This is a genomic window from Chryseobacterium endalhagicum, from assembly GCF_016745235.1.
Lineage (GTDB): Bacteria > Bacteroidota > Bacteroidia > Flavobacteriales > Weeksellaceae > Chryseobacterium > Chryseobacterium endalhagicum.
In genome coordinates, this window is record NZ_JAELVM010000003.1 from 678,621 (window position 1) to 704,400 (window position 25,780).

17 protein-coding genes are annotated in these 25,780 nt (G+C 38.8%); 10 read left to right on the top strand and 7 right to left on the bottom strand.

The features are described 5' to 3' along the window. Positions 1-301 precede the first annotated feature (301 nt). The 6 genes from alaS to JET18_RS18655 all read left to right on the top strand — a co-directional run bounded on the left by alaS (position 302) and on the right by JET18_RS18655 (position 11,915). The gene (alaS, locus tag JET18_RS18630) at positions 302-2,905 is read left to right on the top strand and encodes an alanine--tRNA ligase (protein ID WP_202093591.1); all 2,604 of its coding nucleotides are present in this window, start codon (positions 302-304) and stop codon (positions 2,903-2,905) included. Positions 2,906-3,099: 194 nt separating this feature from the next. Next, positions 3,100-4,581, top strand: a complete 1,482-nt coding sequence (locus JET18_RS18635; protein ID WP_202093593.1) for a hypothetical protein — start codon at positions 3,100-3,102, stop codon at positions 4,579-4,581. Between the two features lie 67 nt (positions 4,582-4,648). After that, positions 4,649-6,463 (top strand): cytochrome-c peroxidase, encoded by a 1,815-nt coding sequence (locus tag JET18_RS18640; RefSeq protein WP_202093595.1) that lies wholly within the window; start codon positions 4,649-4,651, stop codon positions 6,461-6,463. Between the two features lie 1,292 nt (positions 6,464-7,755). Further along, on the top strand, positions 7,756-10,170 hold the full coding sequence (locus JET18_RS18645; protein WP_202093597.1) for a hypothetical protein: 2,415 nt from the start codon (positions 7,756-7,758) through the stop codon (positions 10,168-10,170). 31 nt (positions 10,171-10,201) lie between these two features. Further along, positions 10,202-10,438: a hypothetical protein gene (locus JET18_RS18650; protein WP_202093599.1), complete on the top strand. Its 237-nt coding sequence runs from the start codon at positions 10,202-10,204 to the stop codon at positions 10,436-10,438. Positions 10,439-10,445: 7 nt separating this feature from the next. Then, on the top strand, positions 10,446-11,915 hold the full coding sequence (locus tag JET18_RS18655; RefSeq protein WP_202093601.1) for a M20/M25/M40 family metallo-hydrolase: 1,470 nt from the start codon (positions 10,446-10,448) through the stop codon (positions 11,913-11,915). Between the two features lie 2,031 nt (positions 11,916-13,946). Here the strand turns inward: JET18_RS18655 and ilvA are convergent. From ilvA to folP, 7 genes are all read right to left on the bottom strand, one after another. Further along, entirely contained in the window at positions 13,947-15,203 is a 1,257-nt protein-coding gene (ilvA, locus tag JET18_RS18660) for a threonine ammonia-lyase IlvA (protein ID WP_202093603.1), read from the bottom strand. 12 nt (positions 15,204-15,215) lie between these two features. Continuing rightward, positions 15,216-16,262 carry a ketol-acid reductoisomerase gene (gene ilvC, locus JET18_RS18665; protein ID WP_202093605.1) on the bottom strand — a complete coding sequence of 349 codons (1,047 nt, stop codon included), beginning with the start codon at positions 16,260-16,262 and terminating at the stop codon, positions 15,216-15,218. Between the two features lie 53 nt (positions 16,263-16,315). Next, complete coding sequence (locus JET18_RS18670) at positions 16,316-16,597, bottom strand: ACT domain-containing protein (protein WP_202093607.1); 282 nt, start codon at positions 16,595-16,597, stop codon at positions 16,316-16,318. An 18-nt stretch (positions 16,598-16,615) separates the two neighbouring features. Then, positions 16,616-18,343, bottom strand: a complete 1,728-nt coding sequence (gene ilvB / locus JET18_RS18675; RefSeq protein ID WP_202093609.1) for a biosynthetic-type acetolactate synthase large subunit — start codon at positions 18,341-18,343, stop codon at positions 16,616-16,618. A gap of 11 nt (positions 18,344-18,354) precedes the next feature. Next, positions 18,355-20,034: a dihydroxy-acid dehydratase gene (ilvD, locus tag JET18_RS18680; RefSeq protein ID WP_202093611.1), complete on the bottom strand. Its 1,680-nt coding sequence runs from the start codon at positions 20,032-20,034 to the stop codon at positions 18,355-18,357. Positions 20,035-20,246: 212 nt separating this feature from the next. Continuing rightward, complete coding sequence (gene ilvE, locus JET18_RS18685; protein WP_202093613.1) at positions 20,247-21,119, bottom strand: branched-chain-amino-acid transaminase; 873 nt, start codon at positions 21,117-21,119, stop codon at positions 20,247-20,249. A gap of 350 nt (positions 21,120-21,469) precedes the next feature. After that, on the bottom strand, positions 21,470-22,240 hold the full coding sequence (folP, locus tag JET18_RS18690) for a dihydropteroate synthase (RefSeq protein ID WP_202093615.1): 771 nt from the start codon (positions 22,238-22,240) through the stop codon (positions 21,470-21,472). An 814-nt stretch (positions 22,241-23,054) separates the two neighbouring features. On the opposite strand from folP, the gene JET18_RS18695 reads away from it, so the two are divergent. The 4 genes from JET18_RS18695 to JET18_RS18710 are packed head-to-tail and all read left to right on the top strand — an operon-like array spanning position 23,055 to position 25,775. Beyond that, on the top strand, positions 23,055-23,618 hold the full coding sequence (locus tag JET18_RS18695; protein WP_202093617.1) for a DUF1599 domain-containing protein: 564 nt from the start codon (positions 23,055-23,057) through the stop codon (positions 23,616-23,618). A 6-nt stretch (positions 23,619-23,624) separates the two neighbouring features. After that, positions 23,625-24,737, top strand: coding sequence for a BT_3928 family protein (locus tag JET18_RS18700; protein WP_202093619.1), 1,113 nt, complete (start codon positions 23,625-23,627; stop codon positions 24,735-24,737). Positions 24,738-24,741: 4 nt separating this feature from the next. Beyond that, positions 24,742-25,422 carry a DUF6058 family natural product biosynthesis protein gene (locus tag JET18_RS18705; RefSeq protein ID WP_202093621.1) on the top strand — a complete coding sequence of 227 codons (681 nt, stop codon included), beginning with the start codon at positions 24,742-24,744 and terminating at the stop codon, positions 25,420-25,422. 2 nt (positions 25,423-25,424) lie between these two features. Next, positions 25,425-25,775, top strand: a complete 351-nt coding sequence (locus JET18_RS18710) for a tellurite resistance TerB family protein (protein ID WP_202093622.1) — start codon at positions 25,425-25,427, stop codon at positions 25,773-25,775. Positions 25,776-25,780 lie beyond the last annotated feature (5 nt).

Sequence of the window (25,780 nt, forward strand, 5' to 3'; positions counted from 1 at the left end):
AATACTGTGGAACAGACGCAAGGATTTTATCGAAGATAAAATTGCATGCCGTTGATACATACTCCAGCATACAGATGAGCTGAAAATCTTTGATTTTCTCTCGTCTTAAAACAGTTTCAATAGTAAAAACTTTTGCGCCCTTGCGTTTATCCAACACAAAAAGAAACACTTCCTATTATATTGGAAATACAGCATAGCAGTACCATTCAAAACATAGCATAAAAATTATTTACAAATCGCTTAAAAACATTAAATTTGCATCTTATCAAAAATCTGATAGTTTTAAAAGCAAAGCAATACTATGACATCACAAGAGATACGTCAAAAATTTTTAGATTATTTTAAAAGTAAAGACCACCTTATCGTTCCTTCAGCGCCTATCGTGCTGAAAGACGACCCTACCCTTATGTTTTCCAACTCAGGAATGACGCAGTTCAAAGATTTTTTCTTAGGCTACAAAACACCTACAGCCCCAAGAATTGCCGATACACAGAAATGTCTGAGAGTTTCCGGAAAGCATAATGACCTGGATGATGTGGGAAGAGATACCTACCACCATACCATGTTTGAGATGTTGGGGAACTGGTCTTTCGGTGATTATTTCAAAAAAGATGCTATTGCTTTTGCCTGGGAATTACTGACTGAAGTATTCGGAATTCCAAAAGAAAATTTATACGTAACGATTTTCGAAGGAGATGCTTCGGAAAACCTTGAAAGGGATCAGGATGCCTACGATTTCTGGAAATCACACATTTCAGAAGACAGAATTATCAATGGAAACAAGAAGGATAATTTCTGGGAGATGGGAGAAAGCGGACCGTGCGGACCGTGTTCAGAAATCCACGTTGACCTTAGAACTGAAGAAGAGAAAGCTAAAGTTTCAGGACTTGATCTGGTGAATAACGACCATCCTCAGGTAGTGGAAGTTTGGAACCTGGTTTTCATGGAATTCAACAGAAAAGCAGATAAATCTCTTGAAAAGCTTCCTGCACAGCATGTGGATACAGGAATGGGCTTTGAGCGTCTGTGCATGGCACTTCAGGGTAAATCTTCCAACTACGATACGGATGTTTTCACACCGCTTATTGCTAAAGTGGAAGAACTTTCAGGTAAAAAATATACAGGAATTTTAGAGGACGAAAAAGATATTGCGATCCGTGTTGTGGTAGACCATATCAGAGCGGTAGCATTTGCTATTGCTGACGGGCAGCTTCCTTCCAACGGAGGTGCTGGTTATGTAATCAGAAGAATTTTAAGAAGAGGAATTTCCTATTCCTACCGATTCCTGGGGATGAAAGAACCATTCCTTTACAAGCTTGTTGCTGTACTTCAGGAACAGATGGGACCCTTCTTCCCTGAATTGGAAAAACAAGGAAAACTGGTTTCAGAGGTGATTAAAAGTGAAGAAGATTCATTCTTAAAAACCATTGAAAACGGACTGATCAGAGTTGAAAAATTAATTGAGCAGACCATTGCAGACGGTTCAAAAGTATTACCAAGCGAAGAAGTTTTTGAATTATATGATACATACGGTTTCCCGGACGATTTAACGAGAATTATTGCAGAGGAAAAAGGGCTTACCATTGATGAAGCAGGATTTAAAGCTGAAATGGAAAAGCAGAAACTGCGTTCAAAAGCTGATTCTGCACAGAAGGTTTACGACTGGGTAACTTTGGAAACGAAGCCTGAAAACTTCGTAGGCTACGATCAGATCGAATCTGAAACCTATATTACAAGATACAGAAAAGTAGAAAATAAAGACGGGGAATTCTATCAGGTAGTATTGAGCAGCTCTCCCTTCTACCCTGAAGGCGGTGGCCAGGTAGGCGACAAAGGAGTTCTGGAAAATGCCGTTGAAAGCTTTGAAGTTTTAGAAACCAAAAAAGAAAACGGACTTATTATTTCCTTGATCAACGGACTTCCAAAAGATGCCGGAGCTGTTTTCTACGCGAAAGTAGATGCAACGGACAGAAAAAATTCTCAGGCGAATCACTCTGTAACCCACCTTTTACACGAGGCTTTAAGAGAAGTTTTAGGAACTCACGTTGAACAGAAAGGTTCATACGTAGGTCCTGATTATCTTCGTTTTGACTTCTCTCATTTCAGTAAAATGACGGAGGAAGAACTGGCTTTGGTAGAAGAAAAAGTAAATCATAAGATCAAGGAAAGTATTGCTTTGCAGGAATTCAGAAACATTCCGATTCAGGAAGCTCTGGACAAGGGAGCAATGGCTTTGTTTGGTGAGAAATACGGAGACAGCGTGAGAATGATCCAGTTTGGAAGCTCTAAGGAACTTTGCGGTGGAACTCACGTTAAAAACACCATGGAGATCGGCCACTTTAAAATTGTTTCCGAAAGCTCTGCAGCAGCAGGAATCAGAAGAATAGAAGCTATTTCCGGGGATAAATCTGAGGAATATTTCAAAAATCTGGAAAATCAGATCCTTGAGCTTACCCAATTGCTGAAATCTAAAGATGTGGTAAGATCTATCGAGAAACTGATTGAAGAAAATGCGTCTTTAAAATCTGAAGTGGAAGCCTTTAAAAAGGAAAAAGCTAAAGGCGAGATCGGTGAATGGAAAAATGCTTACGAGCAGAAAGGAAACAAACAGCTGTTGGTGAAGAAAACTTCTCTGGATGCAGGTTCTGTGAAAGACATCGTATTCCAGCTGAAAAGAGAAATCCCGACTTCGGTAACGATCATTCTTTCCGATGCCGATGGAAAACCTATGATCACGGTAGGTGTTTCTGACGATCTGGCAGCAGATTATCAGGCCGGAGCCATCATCAAAGACCTGGCAAAAGAAATCCAGGGCGGCGGCGGCGGAAATCCGGGTTTTGCCACGGCAGGAGGTAAAAATCTTGACGGTTTGGAAAATGCTTACCAAAAAGCTTTAAATATTTAGGATTAAGCATTCTTTTATTATAAAACATTTAAACTCCTGAAAATTTCAGGAGTTTTTTTATTTATAACCATTCTAATTATTGATCTTATCTTAACAAACCATTACCTAAACTTAAACTATTTGTTTCGTCCCCTTAAAATATAGTTCATAATAGACCTCTAGTTTTGCTACAATCGAAATTCAAAAAAGTAATTATGAAAATTAACAAAACTATCGGAGCTTTATTGTTCGCTGCTATGGCCTTTCAAGGCTGTAATGATGACAATAATGAAGGTCAGGAAACCAATCCTGTGAATGAAAATATCAAAATTGAAAACTTCTCTCAGGAGCCGGCTTTCGTTTATGGTATGCAGGGATTTGAAAATCTGAACATCACCACCCTGATTTCAAGTTCAGATGTTCTTGCAGGAACCCCCAACTTCGTTTTTGCTGGCCAGCCGGACGGAATGGGAATTATGAAAGATCCGAACTCCGACGGTTATTTAATGATCACCAACCACGAGATCACCCAATCTGTATCAAGAGTTTATTTAGATAAAACATTCAAGCCTGTAAAAGGAGAATACATCCTGAACGGAATCGGTGGGATGACCAGATTATGTTCTGCGACCCTTGCCACTCCGGAAACCCATGGATTCAGTGCATTCCTTACCGCTGGAGAATCCGGTGAAGAAAGTATGGTTCACGCTATTAATCCATTGGCTCCTGCTTCTCAGGCTGCAGACCAGACCAGAGTAAAGCCCGCTTTGGGAAAAGCTTCTATGGAAAATGCCGTTCCGCTTCCTAAAGATGTTTCAGGAGGGAAAACCTACATTATGATTGGGGAAGACCAGTCTTATTCTTCATCACACCAGTCTGCAGGACAGCTGATCATGTATGTTTCCAATACCCAGGGAGATCTTGAGAACGGAAAATTATATGCTTTGAAAAGAACGAACAGCAACTATACGGAAACCGATATGGTAAAAGGAGGTTCTTACGATGTGGAATTTGTAGAAATTACCAACGCTAAAAACTCAACCGGCGCGCAGATCAATCAGAAAAATATTGACAACAGCGCGATCCGTTTTTCAAGAGTTGAAGATGTAGATTACAGAAAAGGAGCCGGAAAAGGAAGAGAAATCTACTTTACGGCAACCGGAGAATCTTCAGACGGTGTTACTCCAAAACCGGGACTTACGATGTGGGGAAGAGTCTACAAGCTGGTTCTGAATGAAAACAATATGCTGACAGGAAAGCTGGAAGTGGCAGCAGAAGGAGATTCAAATCCGGGGCACAACCTGATCAATCCTGACAACCTTTGTGTTACTGAAAACTTTGTGTATATCCAGGAAGACGGAGATTCATATTATCCGGCAGCCACCCACGATTCTTATATCTGGCAGCTGAATATTGCTACGAAGCAGTACAAGCCATGGCTAAATATGAAACACAACAGAGGAGATGCTGCATGGCAGACCGCTTACAACCAGTCCGGAAACCTTCAGAAATTCGGTTCATGGGAATTTGGAGCCATGGTTGATATTTCAGATATCATCGGAATTCCGAATACTTTCGCAGTCAATATCCACTCTCATACATGGCAGAAAGATAAATTTAAAAATGCTGACGGTGCCGGAGTGAATACCAATAAGGAAGGAGGCCAGATTGTAATCATCAGAAACGTAGAGAAATAACTTTTCAATATTCAATAAAAATCCAGAGTATCAGCGGGAATATTTCCGTTGATACTTTTTCATGCCTATGAAAATATTTTCAAAATATCCGGTTCTTTTTGCTGTATTTACTGCAGCTGTTCTTTTTATTCTTTTTCAATGTAAAACCGATAAACACCAGCCCATCAACGAGGATCTGGGGACGGTAAAAAATGAAATTTCCAAAACCAATACTGCATTTGAAAAACAGATCAATGAACTGATGGCTCTTGTTTCCAGAAATGCAGATGAAAAAGCTATTCAGACTAAGTTTGAAGAACTCAGAATCACTTATAAAAAAATGGAATGGGCGGTAGAATATTTTCTTCCGAATTCTGCCCGATTTATCAACGGTCCTGCCCTGCCGGAAATTGAGATGGATGAACATACGGAACTGGAACCTGAAGGACTTCAGGTGCTGGAAGAGCTTTTCTATCCATACACTCCCGAAAATAAGGATGAAGCGGTACGTTATCTCAAAAAGCTGATCAATAAAAGCAATACCATTAAAACCAATTTCCAAGCGATCACCATCAGCAAAGATCAGATATTTGATGCTGCCAGACAGGAAATTTTCAGGATCTCAAGTTTGGGTATTTCCGGTTTTGACACGCCCGTTTCCGGAACATTTTTAAAGGAAATGCCGTATTCGCTGGAAGCTGTTCAACTCACTCTACAGCAGATCTCTACCGAAAAATCAAAAGAAAAAGCACTGAAAGACATCAACTCAGCGATTGGTGCAGCAGTGAATGTTCTTAAAAAAAATACAGACCGGAATACTTTTGATTATGTGAATTTTATTCCCGGCCATTTAAATAAAATCACCTCTTTATTACTTGAATTTAAAAAGCAGGAAGCCATCCCGGATATTGAAGTGACTTCAGCATTAAGCAAAAGTGCCGCTACTTTTTTCTCCAAAAACGCTTTCAATCCCAATGCCTTTGTTCCCGGAAAAGAATTCGCGTTCTCTGATGAAAAGGCTGCTTTAGGCAAAAAACTGTTCAATGATAAAATTCTTTCCAACAACAATACCAGAAGCTGTGCGACCTGTCATATCCCTGAAAAAGCCTTTACAGACGGACTTGCAAAATCCATGTCCCTTGAAAATGCAGAACTTCTGAGGAATACCCCTTCCTTAAACTATGCAGGTTTCCAGCACGGACAGTTCTGGGATATGCGGAAAGATGATCTGGAAGGCCAGAGCTCGGATGTAATCTCCAATAAAGAAGAAATGCACGGCGACCTGAATATTATTCTCGGTAAGATCAATCAGAATCCTGACTACCTCCCTGAATTCAAAAAAATCTATCGTACCTCAAAAGCTGAAACATGGCAGCTTCAGAATGTACTGGCAAGCTACATCCGTTCTCTCGCGAAATTCAATTCCAATTTTGATGAATATATGCGTGGAAACCGCTCTGCCATGACAGAAAACCAGAAACAGGGCTTCAATCTTTTTGTGGGAAAAGCCCAGTGTGCTTTGTGCCATTTTATTCCTTTGTTTAACGGTACCGTTCCTCCAAATTTCAAAAAAACAGAGCAGGAAGTACTGGGAACGGCCGTAAACGGAAACAATCAAAGTTTTGATCAGGATCTGGGAAGAGGAAAATTCCATCAGACAGTGGAAGCATTACAGCATTCCTTTAAAACCCCAACTTTAAGAAACATTAGCAAAACAGCTCCATACATGCATAACGGAGGTTATAAAACATTAAAAGAAATCATGAATTTTTACAATAAAGGCGGCGGAAAAGGTTTCGGTTTTAAAGTAGAAAACCAGACGCTTTCCGATACTCCGCTGCAGCTTAGTGATCAAGAAATGGATCTTGTGATTGATTTTATGGGAGCTTTGAATGACCGGTAAATGTTATTTTGTCTCAAAACAAAATCGTGTCAATCTGCGAAAATATATGGTCAAAAAATAATCTTCATTATCTGCAAAATCTGCGAGAGATAAAACTTTAAACCATTAAGATTTCTTTTAAGTTTTTAAGAGTATTAAGTCTGAGCTTCGCTTTAAGGCATTCTTTCTTAAAAATCTTTAGATTTTACCTTAATTATTCTGATTATCTTCATTTATCTTAATGTTTCAAAAAACTATGCGCAGTCATTGTGCTTTAATAATTTGCTTTCTCTACATATTCTTTTGTCTTGAAACAAAAAGAATCAAAAATTCAAGACCTGGAAACTTCCGCTAAAAATAAATCCTGTTCTCTAAAAATTCTAAAACTTGCGCGAGTTCAATGGGGATTACTCGGTTCGGAATGAGTCTCGCGCTTCAGACAGTAGAATTTTCTTAACGTTCACAGCATTTATTTTCTTAACGCTCCATTTTCCTATGTCAATTTTATTGCAGTTATAAAAACCCACCTTTAAAAAATCTGGGAAAATCTGTGAGAAATATATAAAATCCAACATTATCAAATTTTATCGCAGATAAAATCCTCGCGCCTTAAAAAAAGTTAGTTTTAAAGAAAATTTGCGCCCTTGCGTTTATCCAACAATTTAAAGAAATCAATATCAAAAATATTTTATTATATTCTTTTGCCTTGAAGCAAAAGAAACAAAAATTCAAGACCTGGAAACTTCCGCTAAAAATAAATCCTGTTCTCTAAAAATTATAAAACTTGCGCGAGTTCAATTGGGATTACTCGGTTCGGAATGAGTCTCGCGCTTCAGACAGTAGAATTTTCTTAACGTTCACAGGATTTATTTTCTTAACGCTCCATTTTCCTATGTCAATTTTATCGCAGTTATAAAAACCCAGCCTTTTAAAAATTTGTGTCAATCTGCAAAAATCTGTGGTTAAAAAATAATCTGCATTACCTGCAAAATCCGCGAGAGATAAAATATTAAACCATTAAGATTCTTTAAGTTTTTAAGACTATTAAGCTTAAGCTTCGCTTTAAGGTATATGTCTTAAAAAATCTTTAGATTTCACCTTAATTATTCTTATTATCTTCATTTATCTTAATGTTTCAAAAAACTATACGCAATCATCTGTGAAAATCTGTGAAATCAGTGGTTAAAAAAATAAATACAGCATTTTCTTGAACTCAATTATTCTATCAGAAAATTAGATTAAATCAATGTATTAACAAATCATAAAAACTTTCCAGACACAAGAAATATTACTATTTTTGATCTAGTTTTTGCATGAAAAGGTTTTTATTTTTAGTGTTCTTGTTAATCTGTTTCTTTGGTTATTCCCAATCAAAGATCAGAGTTATTGACGAAGTTGATCAAAAGCCTGTTTCGAATGCAAAAATATCCTGTGACGGAAAGGTTTTGGGATACACAGACGTTCAGGGGACGCTGGAGTTTAAAGCCTCATGCAGCACCTTAGAAATTCAGGCTGAAAAATATCAGAATGAAACAGCAACTACAGAAGCAGATATGGAGGTTTCGCTGCTTAGAAAAGCATCAAAGACCACTGATATTGAAGAAGTAATTATTGAAGACCGGAGCGATCCCCGTGCTTTGGAAGTCCTTAAAAAAGTGAACCAGCTTTTCAATGAAAATTCACCGAAAAGTTTAGGATCCTATTCATTCAAATCTTACGAGAAGGTTTCCCTGGATATCGATCAGGACAGTATTTCACAATTTAACCAGTTTTTTAATGACACGAATCTTTTCAGAAAAAAAAGGGAAAAAGATTCTATAGGCAACCTTTCTGCAAAACAGATTTTTTCAAAAAGCAAACTTTTTCTGTGGGAAAGAGCCCAGGAGTTTCTCTATTCTAAAAAATATGGGGAAAAGGTCAATATTCTGGACAATAGAATTTCCGGTCTCAAACAGCCGATCTATGAAATGATTGCCATTCAGCAGAGCAACAGAGATAAAATCCCCAATCAGATCAAGCAGGAAAACCGGGGACTTTACCGTTTTTTCCTTTCAGACACCATTGAGGTGGGTGGAAGAAAAACTTTTGTGATCCGTTTCCGTGAAGTGAATTATAAAAAGCCGGATAAACGAAGAAAATACAACGGTGCCATTTATATAGATACTGAAACCTACGGAATTCAAAAAATCGAGAATTTCAGCAAGAATAAAAACGATGGGATTATCACCAGCACCTGGGTTTTCTACAATAATAAATGGTTTCTTGCTCAGGAAAAGGTAAAACTGAGGATGAGCAGAGTGGCTATGGAAGAGGAAAATAAAGAAAAGAAGGAAGAACATTCCGAGAAAAAGGATAAAACCAGTTTCGGAACGTATGCTTTCCTGACATCTACCTATTTTGATTTTAAATCGCCGATTGAAGAAGAGCGAAATGATTTTAAAGGCTACACCTATTCTGTAAAAAATGCGGACGGACATCTTCTGGACCAGTACAGAACAGACCCTCTGACGGAACGGGAGCGCAATACCTACACAACGATCGATAGCCTGGGTAAAAAATATAATATCGACAGTAAAGCAAAAATTCTGACGGGTCTCATCAATGGACAGATCAGAATGGGCATCGTGGATTTTGCTGTAGATGAAATTGTGAATTATAGCTTATATGAAGGTTTCCGACTTGGTTTAAAAGTCAAACTGAATGAAACTTTCAATCCTTACTTTTCACCGGACTACTATTTCGCCTACGGTTTCAAAGATGACAAATGGAAATATGGAATCGGTCTTGACATGAAGACGACGCTGGATAAAAATTCATTCTTCAGAATCGAGTATTATGATGACGTAACAGCTTCAGGAGAGTTTTACCGCAGGCTCTGGAATTTCAAGATGAGAACGATGAATTACGGAAATAACATCAACAATGATAAATACTACCACTTCCGGGGTGGTTCACTATCTTATCTGAACGATGTAACCAACGGGCTCACGCTGGTTTTTGCTGCCAAAAGAAATATTGAAGAGGCTAAGTTTGATTATGAATTTAGAGGAAGAGGCGGCGAATTCGATAATTTCAATACTTTATTTACATTAAAATATTCTCCGAACTCTACGAATATCATGACCCCACAGGGAAAATCGATCATTGATCAGAAGTATCCTGAGCTGTATTTTAACTATGAACAGAGCTACAAGGCTTTAGGCGGAGATTTTAATTACACCCGTTTCGATGTGCTCTTTGTTCACAATTTTAAGACAATGCTTGGGACTACAGGGTTCAGGCTGTATGGGGGAATGGTTTTGGGAGAAGCTCCGATCTGGAAGCATTTTACCATGAATGGTCTGGCCTCTCCCAGAAAGGATTTTAATTTCAACTTAACTTCTTATCTTGGTTTTGCAACGCTGGAAGGCGGAAAATACTATAATGATAAATTCATTGCGTACTATTTCACCCATAAACTTCCTTTATATTTTAAAAGTTTCGGGCAGAATATTTCCAGCTTTGATTTTGTTTTAAGAGGAACCATCGGAGATATGAAGCATCCGGAATACCATCAGTTTAAATTCAGGAAACTGGATCATCTTTATCAGGAAGTCGGCCTGGAGTGGAATAATTTCCTGTCCAGCTACTTCAATCTGGGTTTATTCTACAGAGTCGGATATTACACCACTCCCAATTTTAAACAGAACTTCGCGATTCAGTTTAAGCTGAAACTATTAGAATTTTAAACAATATTTATCAATACATAAAAAACAAAACATGCAGAGAATAGAAATAAAAGCAGAACAGTTTTTTGAATTACTAAGACTGAAAGATACTCCGATGTGGGAAATTTTCGCACAGATGATCGATGGTAATGAAAAGGAGATTATATTTCTTGACAATGAAGATAAAGTCCTTTTTAACTATATCCTTCCTGCTGACAAAGAAAAGCTGGAGGAAGACAGAAAGGAATTTTCAAAACAGTTCTCAGATAAATTGGCTAACTTCAATTAAAAATCTGATGAATAAAAGTTACGTATTCTCTATACTCAGTATTTTCCTGTTCAGCCTTGGGAATGCCCAAAGCTATAAAAAGCCGCTGGTCTCTGCCATCAAAGAAACCGATCTCAGAAAAGACATGTACGAACTGGCTGCAGATCAGTTCTGGGGCCGTGAAGCCGGAACTTTAGATGAATTAAAAGTTTCCATGTGGCTTGCTGACAAAGCCAAAGAAGCCGGAATGAAACCTGCGGGTGACAACGGCACATTCTTCCAGTTTTTTGATATGTACAGGCATCAGGTGATTCCTCAAAGCAGTTTTAAAATTGGAGACAAAAACCTGAAACTCTGGAGAGATTTTCTGGTGTCCGAACCTGTAAATTCCTCCATAGATTCTGAAATTGTATATGCCGGAAATACAGAACCTGAAGAGCTGTCCAAACTAAATATCAAAGGAAAAGTTCTTGCTGTGAACGCATCAGATAAGAATATCGATAAGGAAATGACGCTTTTTGTAAGAAGATATCCCGGATTTGTAAGGACAAAATATTACAGCAAAGCTCTTGAACTGGGCGCAAAAGCCGTGATTTTCATCACAGACGATATTTCTGAAAAAAGCTGGGTGGAAGTGCTTCCTCAGATGACGAGAGGCACCTACGGCGTGGAAGGTCTGAGAGAGAAAATAACAGATAATATTCCGGTTTTATGGATCAAAAGAGAAAATGCAGACTGGGTGAAAAGCAATCCTAAGATGTCTCTCAACCTCATCACGGAAACCTACAAATATCCTTCTGTCAATATCATCGGAAAGATAGAAGGTACCGATCCGGTTCTTAAAAACGAATACGTTTTACTCAGCGGTCACCAAGATCATGACGGAATCAGACATCCGGTAAAAAATGATACGATCTACAACGGTGCCGACGATAATGCCAGTACATGTGTTGCCATGCTTGCCATGGCCAGAGCTTATAAAAAGCAGCCGGGAAAAAGAAGTATTTTGTTTGTTTTCCATGGAGCGGAAGAAAGAGGATTACTCGGTTCCAGATGGCATGCCGCTCATCCGGTTGTTCCAAAAGAAAAGATCGTAGCTGTATTGAATGGTGATATGATCGGAAGGAATGACAATAATGAAGCTGCCCTTCTTGGAGGAAACGTACCCCATAAAAATTCTGAAGAGCTGGTAAAAATGGCCGAGGAAGCCAATAATGAAAGTACAAAATTCACATACCTGAAAGACTGGGATTCTCCGAATCATGCTGAATATTTCTACTTCAGAAGTGATCATTTGCCGTATGCAAAAGCCGGAATTCCTGCAGTATTTTTCACCAGTGTGCTGCATGATCAGTACCATACACCACAGGATGAATCTGAAAATATCAACTATAAAAAGCTGTATAAAATGACGGAATGGATGTACAGAACATCCTGGAAGGTTGCCAATGAAACAGAGCGGCCGAAAGTGATTTCTAATTTTACGCTTGAGAGATAAATGAAAGTATCGGCGGCCCTTCGGGCCGCCGATACTCTTTTTTGTCATTGCGAGGAGCGCAGCGACGAAGCAATCTCAAAGAAGAAAGCTTAGCTGCTGTCTTATATAAACCTTATAGGTTTTAAAAACCTATAAGGTTTGCTCCCTTACTATTATAAGTCACATTATGGAAACATAGCAGTCTACAGCATTTAAATTTTATCTTTGATAAAATCCTTGCGCCTTAAAATATTTGGTTTGAAAGAAAATTTGCGCCCTAGCGTTTACCCAACAATTTACAGAAATTAATCTCAAAAATATTCTATCATATTCTTTTGCCTTGAAACAAAAGAATCAAAAATTCAAGACCGGGAAACTTCTGCTAAAAATAAATCCTGTTCTCTAAAAATTCTAAAACTTGCGCGGATGTATTATTTCTGCTTCGTTTCAATTCTTGTCCCGCGCTTCAGACAGTAGAATTTTCTTAACATTCACAGCATTTATTTTCTTAACGCCCCATTTTCCTATGTCAATTTTATCGCAGTTATAAAAATCAACCTTTGAAAAAATTTGTGTCAATCTGCGAAAATCTGGGGTAAAAAAAATCTGCCCTATCTGCAAAATCCGCGAGAAATATATAAATCCAACAGCATTAAATTTTATCTTTGATAAAATCCTCGCGCCTTAAAACATTTGGTTTGAAAGAAAATTTGCGCCCTAGCGTTTATCCAACATTACAGAAATCAAGGTCAAAAATATTCTATCATATTCTTTTGCCTTGAAGTAAAAGAATCAAAAATTCAAGACCTGGAAACTTCCGCTAAAAATAAATCCTGTTCACTAAAAATTCTAAAACTTGCGCGGATTTACTGTTGCTTTTTTGTTTCAATATTTGTCCCGCGCTTCAGACAGTAGAATTTTCTTAACGTTCACAGAATTCATTTTCTTAACGCTCCATTTTCCTATGTCAATTTTATCGCAGTTATAAAAATCAACCTTTGAAAAAATTTGTGTCAATCTGCGAAAATCTGGGGTAAATAATCTGCCCTATCTGCAAAATCCGCGAGAAATACATCAAATCCAACAACATTAAATTTTATCTTTGATAAAATCCTTGCGCCTTAAAACATTTGGTTTGAAAGAAAATTTGCGCCCTAGCGTTTACCCAACAACTTACAGAAATTAATCTCAAAAATATTCTATCATATTCTTTTGCCTTGAAGCAAAAGAATCAAAAATTCAAGACCGGGAAACTTCCGCTAAAAATAAATCCTGTTCTCTAAAAATTCTAAAACTTGCGCGGATTTACTGTTTCTTTCTCGTTTCAATTCTTGTTCCGCGCTTCAGACAGTAGAATTTTTTTAACGTTCACAGAATTTATTTTCTTAACGCTCCATTTTCCTATGTCAATTTTATCGCAGTTATAAAAATCAACCTTTGAAAAAATTTGTGTCAATCTGCGAAAATCTGTGGTTAAAAAAATCTGCCAAATCTGAAAAATCCGCGAGAAATGCATCAAATCCAACAACATTAAATTTTATCTTTGATAAAATCCTTGCGCCTTAAAACATTTGGTTTGAAAGAAAATTTGCGCCCTAGCGTTTACCCAACAATTTACAGAAATCAATGTCAAAAATATTCTATCATATTCTTTTGCCTTGAAGCAAAAGAATCAAAAATTCAAGACCTGGAAACTTCCGCTAAAAATAAATCCTGTTCTCTAAAAATTCTAAAACTTGCGCGGATTTACTCTTTCTTTTTCGTTTCAATATTTGTCCCGCGCTTCAGACAATAGAATTTTCTTAACGTTCACAGCATTTACCATTTTCCTATGTCAATTTTATCGCAGTTATAAAAACCAACCTTTGAAAAAATCTGTGCCAATCTGCGAAAATCTGGTTAAAAAAATTGCCAAATCTCAAAAATCCGCGAGAAATACATCAAATCCAACAGCATTAAATTTTATCTTTGATAAAATCCTCGCGCCTTAACAACGCATTGCATGAAAAAAATAGCGACTTTGCGAAATCTAACACCATTTCACACCCCGTTTTAAATAAGCAAATTCATCAAAGACGGATCATTATTCAGATAATTGACAAAGAAATCATACTTCTTCATATTATTGAGCAGCGGAGTAAAATCTTCACTATCCTTCAGCCCGATTCCTAAAACAGCAATTCCCTTTTCCTTTGAATTTTTCTGAGTATATTCAAAAAAAGTGATATCATCATTCGGTCCCAGAACATTCAGAACAAAATTCTTCAGAGCTCCCGGACGCTGGGCAAACCTAACCAGAAAATAATGTTTTAAACCAGCATATAAAAGCGCTTTTTCTTTAATCTCTTCCATACGGGTAATATCATTATTGCTTCCGCTGATGATACAGACCACATTTTTTCCTCTGATCTGATCTTTATATTTTCCGAGGGCTGCCACGGAAAGGGCTCCGGCAGGTTCCACGACCACAGCATCTTTATTGTAGAGAGAAAGAATAGTTTCACAGACCATTCCTTCGTCCACTAACGCCATATCGTGCAGCACATTTTTACAGAGTTCGAAATTAAGATCTCCTACTTTCTGTACGGCAGCTCCATCTACAAAACGGCTGATTTTTTCAAGAAGCACCGGTTTTCCTTTTTCCAGTGCTTTTTTCATACTTGCTGCTGCAGAAGGTTCTACCCCAATAATTTTCGTACGCGGTGACAGTTCCCGGAATACAGAACAAACGCCTGCAGCCAGGCCACCCCCTCCAATTGGAAGAAAAAGATAATCAATGGGCTCATCCGACTGCTCAAGAATTTCCAGTGCTGCTGTAGCCTGCCCATTAATAATATCCTGATCATCGAACGGATGAATAAATATTCCCTGATTTTCTTTGCAGAACTTCAGGGCGGCATCTTTAGCTTCATCGAAAGTATCCCCGTAAAGCACAATATCAATATCATCCCTTCCAAACATTTTCACCTGTTCCAGCTTTTGTCCCGGCGTGGGCAGAGGCATGAAAATGGTTCCTTTCACCTTCATGGTGCTGCATGCAAAAGCTACTCCTTGGGCATGGTTTCCGGCACTGGCACACACCACGCCTTTGGCAAGATCTTCAGGTGACATTACCGCCATTTTATTGTAAGCTCCTCTGATTTTATAGGATCTCACCTGCTGCAGATCTTCTCTTTTAAAGCTAATCTTTGCATTATAAATACCGGAGAGATGATTATTGATCGCCAAAGGGGTTCTTACCACTACATTTCTGAGTCTTTTTGCTGCTTTATAGACATTGTCCAAAACAGAAGGATACGTTTCTTCCATTGTTTTTCGTGATTAATTGTTCTCTGGTCTGAGACTGCGGACTGTCTTTCCGGCTCTCCACATTTCGCTTTCTCTAAGCTCAGTCAGTTCTACTTCCAGTTTTTCCCTGTAATCGTGTTTGCTGTTGCTGTCGATGGACCGTTGGGCTTCATCTCCTTTGGCAACACTGTCGTATAATTCTTCAAACAAAGGAGAAGTGGCATCTCTGAAACGTTTCCACCAGTCCAGTGCTCCTCTTTGTGCGGTAGTACTGCAGTTCGCATACATCCAGTCCATCCCGTTTTCCGCAACTAATGGCATTAATGATTGGGTTAATTCTTCAACGGTTTCGTTAAATGCTTCTGAAGGGCTGTGACCATTTTTTCTCAATACATCATATTGGGCGGCAAATATTCCCTGTACGGCACCCATCAAGGTTCCTCTTTCTCCTGCAAGGTCGCTGAATACTTCTTTTTTAAAATCTGTTTCAAATAAATAACCGCTTCCGATGGCTATTCCCAAAGCCGTTACTCTTTCTCTTGCTTTCCCGGTGGCATCCTGATAAACGGCAAAGCTGCTGTTCAGTCCGCGATCCTGAAGAAACATTCTTCTTAATGAGGTTCCCGATCCTTTCGGAGCAACAAGAAATACATCAACCTCAGCCGGAGGAACAATTCCGGTGCGTTCATTAAAGGTAATTCCAAATCCGTGTGAGAAATACAGTGCTTTTCCAGGGGTAAGATGCTGTTTAACTTTCGGCCAGTATTCGATCTGGGCGGCATCACTTAAGAGATAGCAGATAATCGTTCCTTTCTGCAGGGCTTCTTCTATTTCGAATAATGTTTCTCCGGGTATGAATCCGTCTGCCACAGCTTTATCCCATGATTTTGAGTTTTTTCTCTGGCCAACGATCACATTGATTCCGTTATCTTTCTGGTTAAGCGCCTGTCCCGGCCCCTGTACGCCATAACCGATTACCGCTACTATTTCATCTTTTAATACTTCCTGAGCTTTATGTAATGGAAACTCCTCTCTTGTTACTACATTTTCTTCTACTCCGCCAAAATTCAATTTTGCCATTTTCTTAATTTTTATTGATTGTTAATGATTGTTTTTATGATATTATTTTCTGATCAGCTTGCATGTTCCACCGCTGTCAGATATGGATTTTTGTGGTAATGAACCTGAAGTACATCTACCTGTTTTTCCATCTGTCGTGTAATTTTTTCTACAGAATCTTCCGATTCCCGGATAACGATTACAAATTTTTTGATCTTTTCCATTTCGGAAGGTCCTACATTCAAATTCACAATAGAAACCCTTCTTCTGGAAAATATGGCATTGATCCTTCCAATCAGGCCTAAATAATCCTCTGTATAAGCAGTAATGGTGTATTCTTTATTTTCTGATTTCATCTTTTTATTATTTAAATTTTAAACTTTAGTATGATTCAGGACAATCTCCGAAACGCTTTTCCCCTGGGGAATCATTGGAAAGACATTATGCTCTTTTCCCGTCATGACTTCCAGAAGGAAAGCACCTTTATGATGAAGCATTTCGCGGAGGCCGGCTTCCAGTTCTTCCCTCTGTGACACTTTTTTCCCCGGAATACTGTAGCCTTTAGCCACCTGTACAAAATCCGGACTTTGGATATCTACCGAAGAATATCTTTCCTCGTGAAACAGTTCCTGCCATTGCCTCACCATTCCCAGATAGCAGTTATTAAGAATTAAAATCTTGATATCCGGCTGATACTGCATCAATGTTCCCAATTCCTGGATGTTCATCTGAGCTCCGCCATCACCCATCACGGCGATAACCGGACGTTGAGTTTCTCCGTAAGCAGCTCCTATAGCGGCAGGAAGACAGAATCCCATCGTTCCTAACCCGCCACTGGTAATATTACTTCTGGAATGTTTGAAGCGGGAATATCTGCACGTTGCCATCTGATGCTGTCCCACATCGGTCACAATTACAGCTTCCCCTGCTGTCATTTCATTCAGGTGCCGGATCACTTCTCCCATCGTTATTTCCCCTGATGAGGGATAGAGTTCATGATTAATCAGCTTCAACTGTTCAATTTCTTCACAACCTTTAAATCTCTCAAACCACTCAGAATAATTTTTAACCTCAATCAATTGGGTTAAAAGAGGTAGCGTTTCTTTACAATTTCCCAAAACCGGTACATCAACTTTTATATTTTTATTGATCTCTGCTTTATCAATATCAAAATGAATAATGCTGGCCTGTCTCGCATACTGATCAATTTTTCCGGTCACCCGGTCATCAAAACGCATCCCCACAGCAATCAGAACATCACATTCATTGGTAAGAATATTGGGTCCGTAATTTCCATGCATTCCCACCATTCCTACTACCTGCGGATGATCTGTAGGAATAGCACTCATTCCTAATACTGTCCATGCTACAGGAATTCCTGATTTTTCGGCAAACTGCAGAAACTCTTGTTCAGCTTTTCCCAACATAATCCCCTGCCCTGCGATGATGAACGGTTTTTCCGCTTTGTTGATCAGGAAAGCTGCTTTTTCAATATAGTCCATATCCGGAACAGGGTCCGGTGTGTAGCTTCTTAAAAACTCACAGGGCGTATATCCTTTATCAAAAACCTTTTGCAGCTGGGCATTTTTTGTAACATCGATGAGTACAGGGCCTGGTCTTCCCGATCTTGCGATGTAGAAAGCCTTCGCCAGTACCTCAGAAAGTTCATTCGCATCTGTTACCTGGTAATTCCATTTGGTAACGGGGCTGGTAACATTCATCACATCTATTTCCTGAAAAGCATCTGTTCCTAAAAGATGGTCAAAAACTTGTCCTGTAATGCAGACAACAGGCGTATTATCCAATAAAGCATCAGCTAAACCTGTCACAAGATTGGTAGCTCCGGGGCCGCTGGTAGCCAATACCACTCCTACTTCCCCCGAAACTCTGGCCAATCCCTGCGCTGCATGGACAGCCCCTTGCTCGTGGCGGACCAGTATATGCTCTAATTGGTCTTTGTAATCGTAAAGTGCGTCATAAATAGGAATAATAGCTCCTCCCGGATATCCGAATATTGTTTTTACTCCTTCCTGAAGAAATGCTTCAAGGATGATCCGGCTTCCGCTGATTTCTTTTTCTGTGGATAAATTTTCATTCTTCATTATATTTTCTCTTAGGTGATTTCGTCTGTTACACAACCTTCTGCTGCGGATGATACGGTAAGTGCATATTTATACAGCAATCCTTTTTTTACTTTGAGTTCAGGCTTTTGCCATCCTTTTTTTCTCTGTTCGATTTCTTCTTCTGAAACTTTTAATTGTATGGTATTGTTTACAGCATCAATTTCAATCAGATCATTATCTTTTACGAAAGCGATCAGGCCGCCTTCATAAGCCTCGGGAGTAATATGCCCTACTACGAAACCATGGGTTCCGCCGCTGAAACGTCCATCGGTAATTAAAGCTACACTTCCACCCAAACCTGCTCCGATCAGAGCGCTTGTCGGTTTCAGCATTTCCGGCATTCCCGGTGCGCCTTTTGGGCCTTCATGGCGGATGACAATAACGTCCCCATGCTGAACTCTTCCATTTTCAATCCCTTTGATCAGATCTTTTTCACCATCAAATACCCGGGCTTTTCCTGAAAACTTCTCGCCTTCTTTTCCGGTGATTTTCGCAACACTCCCCTTCTCAGCGAGGTTTCCGTATAGTATTCTCAAATGTCCCGTTTCTTTGATTGGATTTGATAAAGGTCTGATGATCTTTTGCTTTGTAAAATCAAGGCTGGGAACATTTTCAAGATTTTCAGCGATGGTTTTTCCGGTAACCGTTAAACAGTCGCCATGCAGTAAACCTTCTTCCAGTAAGTATTTCATGACGGCAGGTATTCCTCCATGGTTATGAAGATCCTGCATCAGGTATTTTCCACTTGGTTTCAGGTCTGCCAATACCGGAGTGATGTCGCTCATCTTCTGGAAATCATCCTGGGTGATGGAAACGCCAACGCTTTTCGCCATGGCTATAAAATGGAGCACCGCATTGGTACTTCCGCCCAGGATAACAATCAGACGAAGTGCATTTTCAAAAGCCTTACGGGTCATGATATCTGATGGTCTGATGTCCTTTTCCAGCAGTATTTTTATATATTTTCCTGCTTCAAGGCATTCCTCCTGTTTCTCTTTACTCAATGCCGGGTTTGATGATGAATATGGAAGGCTCATTCCCAGTGCTTCTATGGCTGAAGACATGGTATTCGCTGTATACATTCCTCCGCAGGCTCCTGCACCGGGACAGGAATTTTTAATTACGCCATTGAAATCTTCTTCCGAAATTTCTCCGGCAATTTTTTTACCCAAAGCTTCAAAGGCAGAAACGATATTAAGGGGTTCATCTTTATAACATCCCGGAGCTATGGTTCCTCCATACACCATGATGGATGGTCTGTCCAGTCTTCCCATGGCAATAATGGTTCCCGGCATATTTTTATCGCAACCCGGTAGTGCGATAATCCCGTCATAATACTGGGCTCCGCAGATGGCTTCGATGCTGTCTGCTATTACGTCTCGGCTTACCAGTGAATACCGCATGCCGTCCGTACCGTTGCTCATTCCGTCACTTACTCCTATGGTATTAAAAATTAAACCGGCAAGTCCGTTATCCCAGGTTCCCTGTTTTACCACTTTGGCGAGATCGTTAAGGTGCATATTGCAGGTATTCCCATCGTACCCCATACTCGCAATCCCGATCTGGGCCTTGTGCATATCTTCTTCTGTAAAGCCTATCCCGTAAAGCATGGCTTTTGCGGCGGGCTGTTCATTGTTTTGTGTGAATGTTTTTGAATATTTATTTAACATATTGTCCTGCATTTTCTGTTCTTATCATCACCTAGTTTGGTATCAAATTTTTTAATTTTGGAGAATTCGTATAAGAAGCTTTTACTTAATTTTGGTCCAAAACTACAGCTTGTCATATTTTTTTTATTTTCATTTTTACGAAAAATACAATATTCAACTGTTCGAAAAATAGATACATATAACTGATAATCAAATAATTAAATTCTTAATATTTACAATGACAGAAGTCTTACCCGTTTCTGATAGGCCTGCTGTACCTTTTCACTTGCTGTATCATTCCAGCCTTTAGTGAAAGGAATATCATCCAAAGATTCCAACGCTACAATTTCAGCTGCGGTACCACAGAAAAAAGCGGCATCGGCTCCTCTCATTTCTTCGGGTTTAAAGAAGGTTTCTTTAACAGGAATATTCAGTTCGTCACATATTTCAAAAACGGTCTGTCTGGTGATGCCCGGCAGTATACTTCCTTTTGCGGGCGTGAATAATGTTCCGTCTTTTTCATAGAATATATTGGCTCCTGAACTTTCGGCAACATTTCCGTGCTCATCAAGCAAAAGGGCTTCGTCATAGCCTTTGTCTTTGGCATCCTGGCAGGCGAGAATAGAATTCACGTAATGTCCGCCTACCTTAGCTTCCACTTTAAAGGCTGTGGGATTGGGACGTTGAAAACCTGAGGTCATGATTTTCATTTTGTCTGCGAGATAGCCATTGCTCCATTCCCAGGCCAGCAGGGAGAGATAGGATTTTTGTCCTTTTGAAAGGGACATATTGGGCGAACAGGTTACCAGCGGGCGGATGTAAGCATCACTGAACCCATTCCGTTCTAAAAGTTCGTAGGTAAGCTCCGTTAATTCACTGGCTGAATAGTCAAACGGGATATGCATAAGTTCTGCGGATCTTTTGAGTCTTTCATAATGTTCTTCTGCTTTAAAGATCCTGGTTCCGTGGTCTGTGCGATAGGATTTTATGCCTTCAAAAACGGAATAACCGTAATGAAGAGATTGCCCGTAAAGGTCCATTCCGGCTTCGTTTGCCTTGAGAAATTTTCCGTTAAAATAAACGATCGTGTGGTCGTTGTAATACATTGTATGAGGTTTAAAAAATTAACAAAAAGGGAATAAAAAAAGCCCTCTCACGCTGTGAGAGGGCCCAAATATGTACAGTCATATTCTTTCCTTCTCACAGACGCAAGGGAATAATAATGACGATAATAATTACTGTTAATAACTGATACATAATTTCTGAAATAAAAAAAAGCCGCTTCAATATGAAACGGCTTATATAATTTAAATTAAAATATTTTACAATGCCGCTTCCTTACTGCTGTTAACCACAACAATAATGTTAGAAATGACAATAATATTTTTCTGATTCGTAAAATTCATACTGCAAATGTATTAATTTTTAAATACTGAGCAAGTTTTTTTAACACTTTTTATTTTTTCCGTAAAAACTGCCTTAGGATTTCTGCGGTTTCCGCCACATCATGTACCCTTAAAATTCTTGCTCCCTGCTCCAAAACTGTCAGATGAAGTTTCTGGGTTTCTTCATTAATGTCCAGCGGAGATTTCCCCAGCGGTTTATAGATGAACGATTTTCTGGAAATGCCTATTAGCAAAGGAAATTTCCCAAAACCCAAATACCCGGTTTCGCCAATCATTTTCATCTGATCTTCCACCGTTTTTCCAAATCCGAAACCGGGATCAAGGATAATATCTTTCACTCCTTTTTCAAGAAGTTCTGTGGTCTTTTTAGAAAAATAACGGTTGACTTGAAGGGAAATATCTTCAAATTTTACTTTATCATGCATCGTCTCATAAGATGGATTCACATGCATCAGAATGTAGGGAAGTTTCGTTTCAGCGGCAGTTTCGAACATTTTGTGATCATACTGCCCGCCTGAAATATCATTGATGATATCAATCCCTTCATTAAACCCGAATTTCACGGTTTCTGCATAAAATGTATCCAGTGAGATCAATGCTTGTGGAAATTCCTTTTTAATCCGGGAAATCATGCTTCCGATTCTTTCAATTTCCTCTTTACTGCTCAAAAATTCCGCATTCGGGCGTGTAGATTGCGGTCCGATGTCGATGATCTCTGCCCCATCCTTCAATAACTTCTCCGCATGCTCCAGTGCTGATTTTTCACTGTTAAATTTCCCACCGTCTGAAAAAGAATCCGGGGTAAGGTTGAGGATCCCCATGATTTTTGGGACGCTGAGTTCTACCAGTCTGCCATTGCAATTGATCGAGTGGAAAGGTTCGAGTGTCTTAAAGTTTGAGTGTGGGAGGGTTTCGGAGTTTGAAAGCATGCTTTGTTTATGATTGATAAGTGATGATTGGTAGATGATACTATTCTGCAAAATTACTACTTATTGTGGAATGTTGCTAGGTGACAGTTGCTAGTTGTCAGTTGCTGGTTGTTGGTTTGTTATTGGTTGATAAGGGTTTGGGCAGAAACGAGTGCTTTTTAGATAGAAATTAAATTTATATTCTTTATTTTAAAATTTCCCAACAAGAAACCAGCAACTGACAACCAACACCAACGCTCCTACTCTCACCCCTACCCTAAAACTCTCCCACACTCAAACCCTAATACTCTCAAACTCTCCACCCCAAAACCTAAACTCTGACAAAAACATAGTATAAAGAAATTGAAATCAATTCTTCTTCCTTTTTTGTTTAATAATCGCAAGGTTAAACAAGGCTTTTTTTAGAATAAAATAGCATTTAATAAGATAAACAAAGGCATTTCATTTAAGAAGGCAAAACACAAATCATAATTCAAAACCTATTTTCCAAATCCCACCGGGAACCAGAAACAAAAAAACCAACAACTGACAACCAACACCAACGCTCCTACTCTCAAACCCTCTCACCCGAATACCTACCCTAAAACTCTCCCACACTCCAACTCTCCCACTCTCTCCACCCCAAAACCTAAACTCTGACAAAAATCAACCCCTGATTCCTGCTACCTAAAACCTAATTCGTATATTTGGGAGATTAAGAGAATTTATGTCAGAAACATCAGTACAGTTCGGGAAAGTTATTAGTCAGTGCCGTGATCTATTCAGTAAAAAATTACAGGATTACGGAGCCGCATGGAGGGTTTTGAGACCCAGTTCCATTACGGATCAGATTTACATTAAAGTGAACAGAATCCGGACGCTGCAGATGACGGATAAAAAAATGGTGGACGAAAGCGAAGAGGATGAATTCATTGCGATTGTAAACTACTCTATCATCGGGCTTATCCAGCTTGAAAAGGGACTTTCCAATGATTTTAACGAAAATAAGGAGGAGGTTTTAAGTCTTTATGACCGATATGCTCATGAAGCCCAGGCCTTAATGGAAAGAAAAAACCACGATTATGGTGAAGCCTGGAGGGATATGAGAATCTCTTCCATTACCGATCTTATTTACCAGAAAGTACTGAGAACGAAGCAGATTGAAGACAACCAGGGAAAAACCATCGTTTCTGAAGGTCTGGATGCCAACTATTTCGATATGCTGAATTATGCTGTTTTCTGCCTGATTAAGTTCTCCGAAAAAGAAAATATTTCCGAAACCCAAAAATAATTTACTATGATCAAAGGTTTATTACGCTTTATTATTGCTGTTATCTTCATACTTTCAGGTTTTGTAAAGGCTGTGGATCTGGTAGGATTTTCTTTCAAAATGGAAGAATATTTTGCCCCCTCTGTTTTCAATATGCCTTTCCTTGAAAAATTTGCGCTTCTGTTTTCAATTATTGTCGTTGTACTGGAGCTTTTCCTGGGATTTATGCTTTTATTAAAACTGAAGCTTAAGTTTACCCTTTCAGCATTAATTGCCCTTTGTATCTTCTTTGGGTTCCTTACTTTTTACTCGGCTTATTTCAATGTGGTGACCGACTGCGGATGCTTTGGGGATGCCATCAAGTTTACCCCGTGGCAGAGCTTTATCAAAGATATTGTTCTTCTTGCAGGACTTATCCTTCTGTTTATCCTTTACAGAAAGGAGTTCCAGAAGAAAGACGAATACAGCAGCAGCGGCCCTAAAGAGCCTTCCGGTAAGTTAAGATATGCTGTTCTGGGACTATTTTCAGTGGTTATGATTTACATTATGGCACAGGGAATTATGCATGAACCTCTGATTGATTTCCGTGATTATAAAATTGAAACAAATATTAAAGCAGAAAAAGAAAAAATCAATAAAAATCCTTCTGAATACAAAACTTTTTACTCTCTTAAAAACCAGAAAACAGGAGAAGTTTTAAAGGTGAATCAGGATGATTATATTAAAGAAACAAAATACTGGGCGGAAGGTTCTCCATGGAAAATTGAGGAAGGAAAAAATGAATCGGTACTCGTAAAAGAAGGGTACAAATCTGAGATCGTAAAATTCAAAATTGAAGATCCTACAGGTATGGATCTTACGGACGAAATCATCAATGCGCCAAAAGCTGTCCTGGTTTTCTCTTATCATCCGAAAGAAGTTCCCGCTGAACTGATCCGGAAAGTTGAAGCCAAAGTGAACGCACAGAAAGGAGCGGTGATCTACGGTGTATCTACAGATCATAATACTTTTAAAACCATTAAAAATGCAATGATGGACGGAACAGCGATCAAAACCATCGCAAGAAGCAATCCGTTTGTCCTGATCTTGGAAAAAGGGAAAATTGTGGACAAGCAGCCTGCTAAAGATTATATAAAATAAAGTCATGGAAAAGAATTTGAGATATATTAATGAAAATTACATTACTGAAGATAATGTATGTGCTGTAACAGGCATTACCAAAGATGAACTTAACATACTTATCCAAAGCCATTTAGTTCCGGATGCCTCTTATGTTATTTCTCAAAATATAAAAATCACTTCATCTCTGAATGATGAATTCCAAAGTGAAATCACAGAAAAATATTTCAGTAAAAATTGTATTCAGCTGATTCATGAACATAAAAATCTGGAGAATTCTCTGCAATACAAAGCTGAATTTAAAGAAAAATTTATTCAGGATCTGATGAAGAATCCTAGTAAAAATTTTGCTTATCCTTCTATTTTGAAAGATGATTTTGAAGATGAGCAAAAAATCAATGAAATTTTTGAAGAGGAATGGGATGCTTATTGTAAAGGTATCTACGGAATCTGTACTCTTCATTCAACTGAAGAAGAAATTGTAAAAAAGGAAATTATTGTCAAGAAATTAATACAATTCAACTCGCTGTTTTCTCAAAAGATGCTTAGCGACAATGAAAAAGAGGAGCTTATGAAATTAAATGAAGAGTTTAATGAAGTAGCATCAAAATTTGCGCCCTACCAAAGGGAAGCAAGCAGCAGAGGGAAATATCTTGATAGAATTTTAGAAAAAAATAATTTAGACCATTTAATAAAGAATTACTAAATATGCAAAAATCAAATAAATCCATCGCCGGTTATCATCTGTTAATGATCCTTTCTTCTGTAGACGGAGAATTTGCTCCTGAGGAAGGAATGCTGATCCAGCAATATATGGCGGACGAGTTCCCGTTCAGAATGAATCTTGACAATGAGCTTGAAACTTTGGCATTATTACAGCCTGAAGAGTGGAAAGACCATTTTGAATTCCACGCCAGATGTTTCTTCGATGATTCTACGGAGGATGAACGTGTAAAATTTGTGAAATTTGCCAAAACATTGATCAAAGCTGATAATAAAGTGACCGATGAGGAACATACTTTCTACAAACTTTTAAAAAATCTGTGGAATTTAGCCTAAAACTG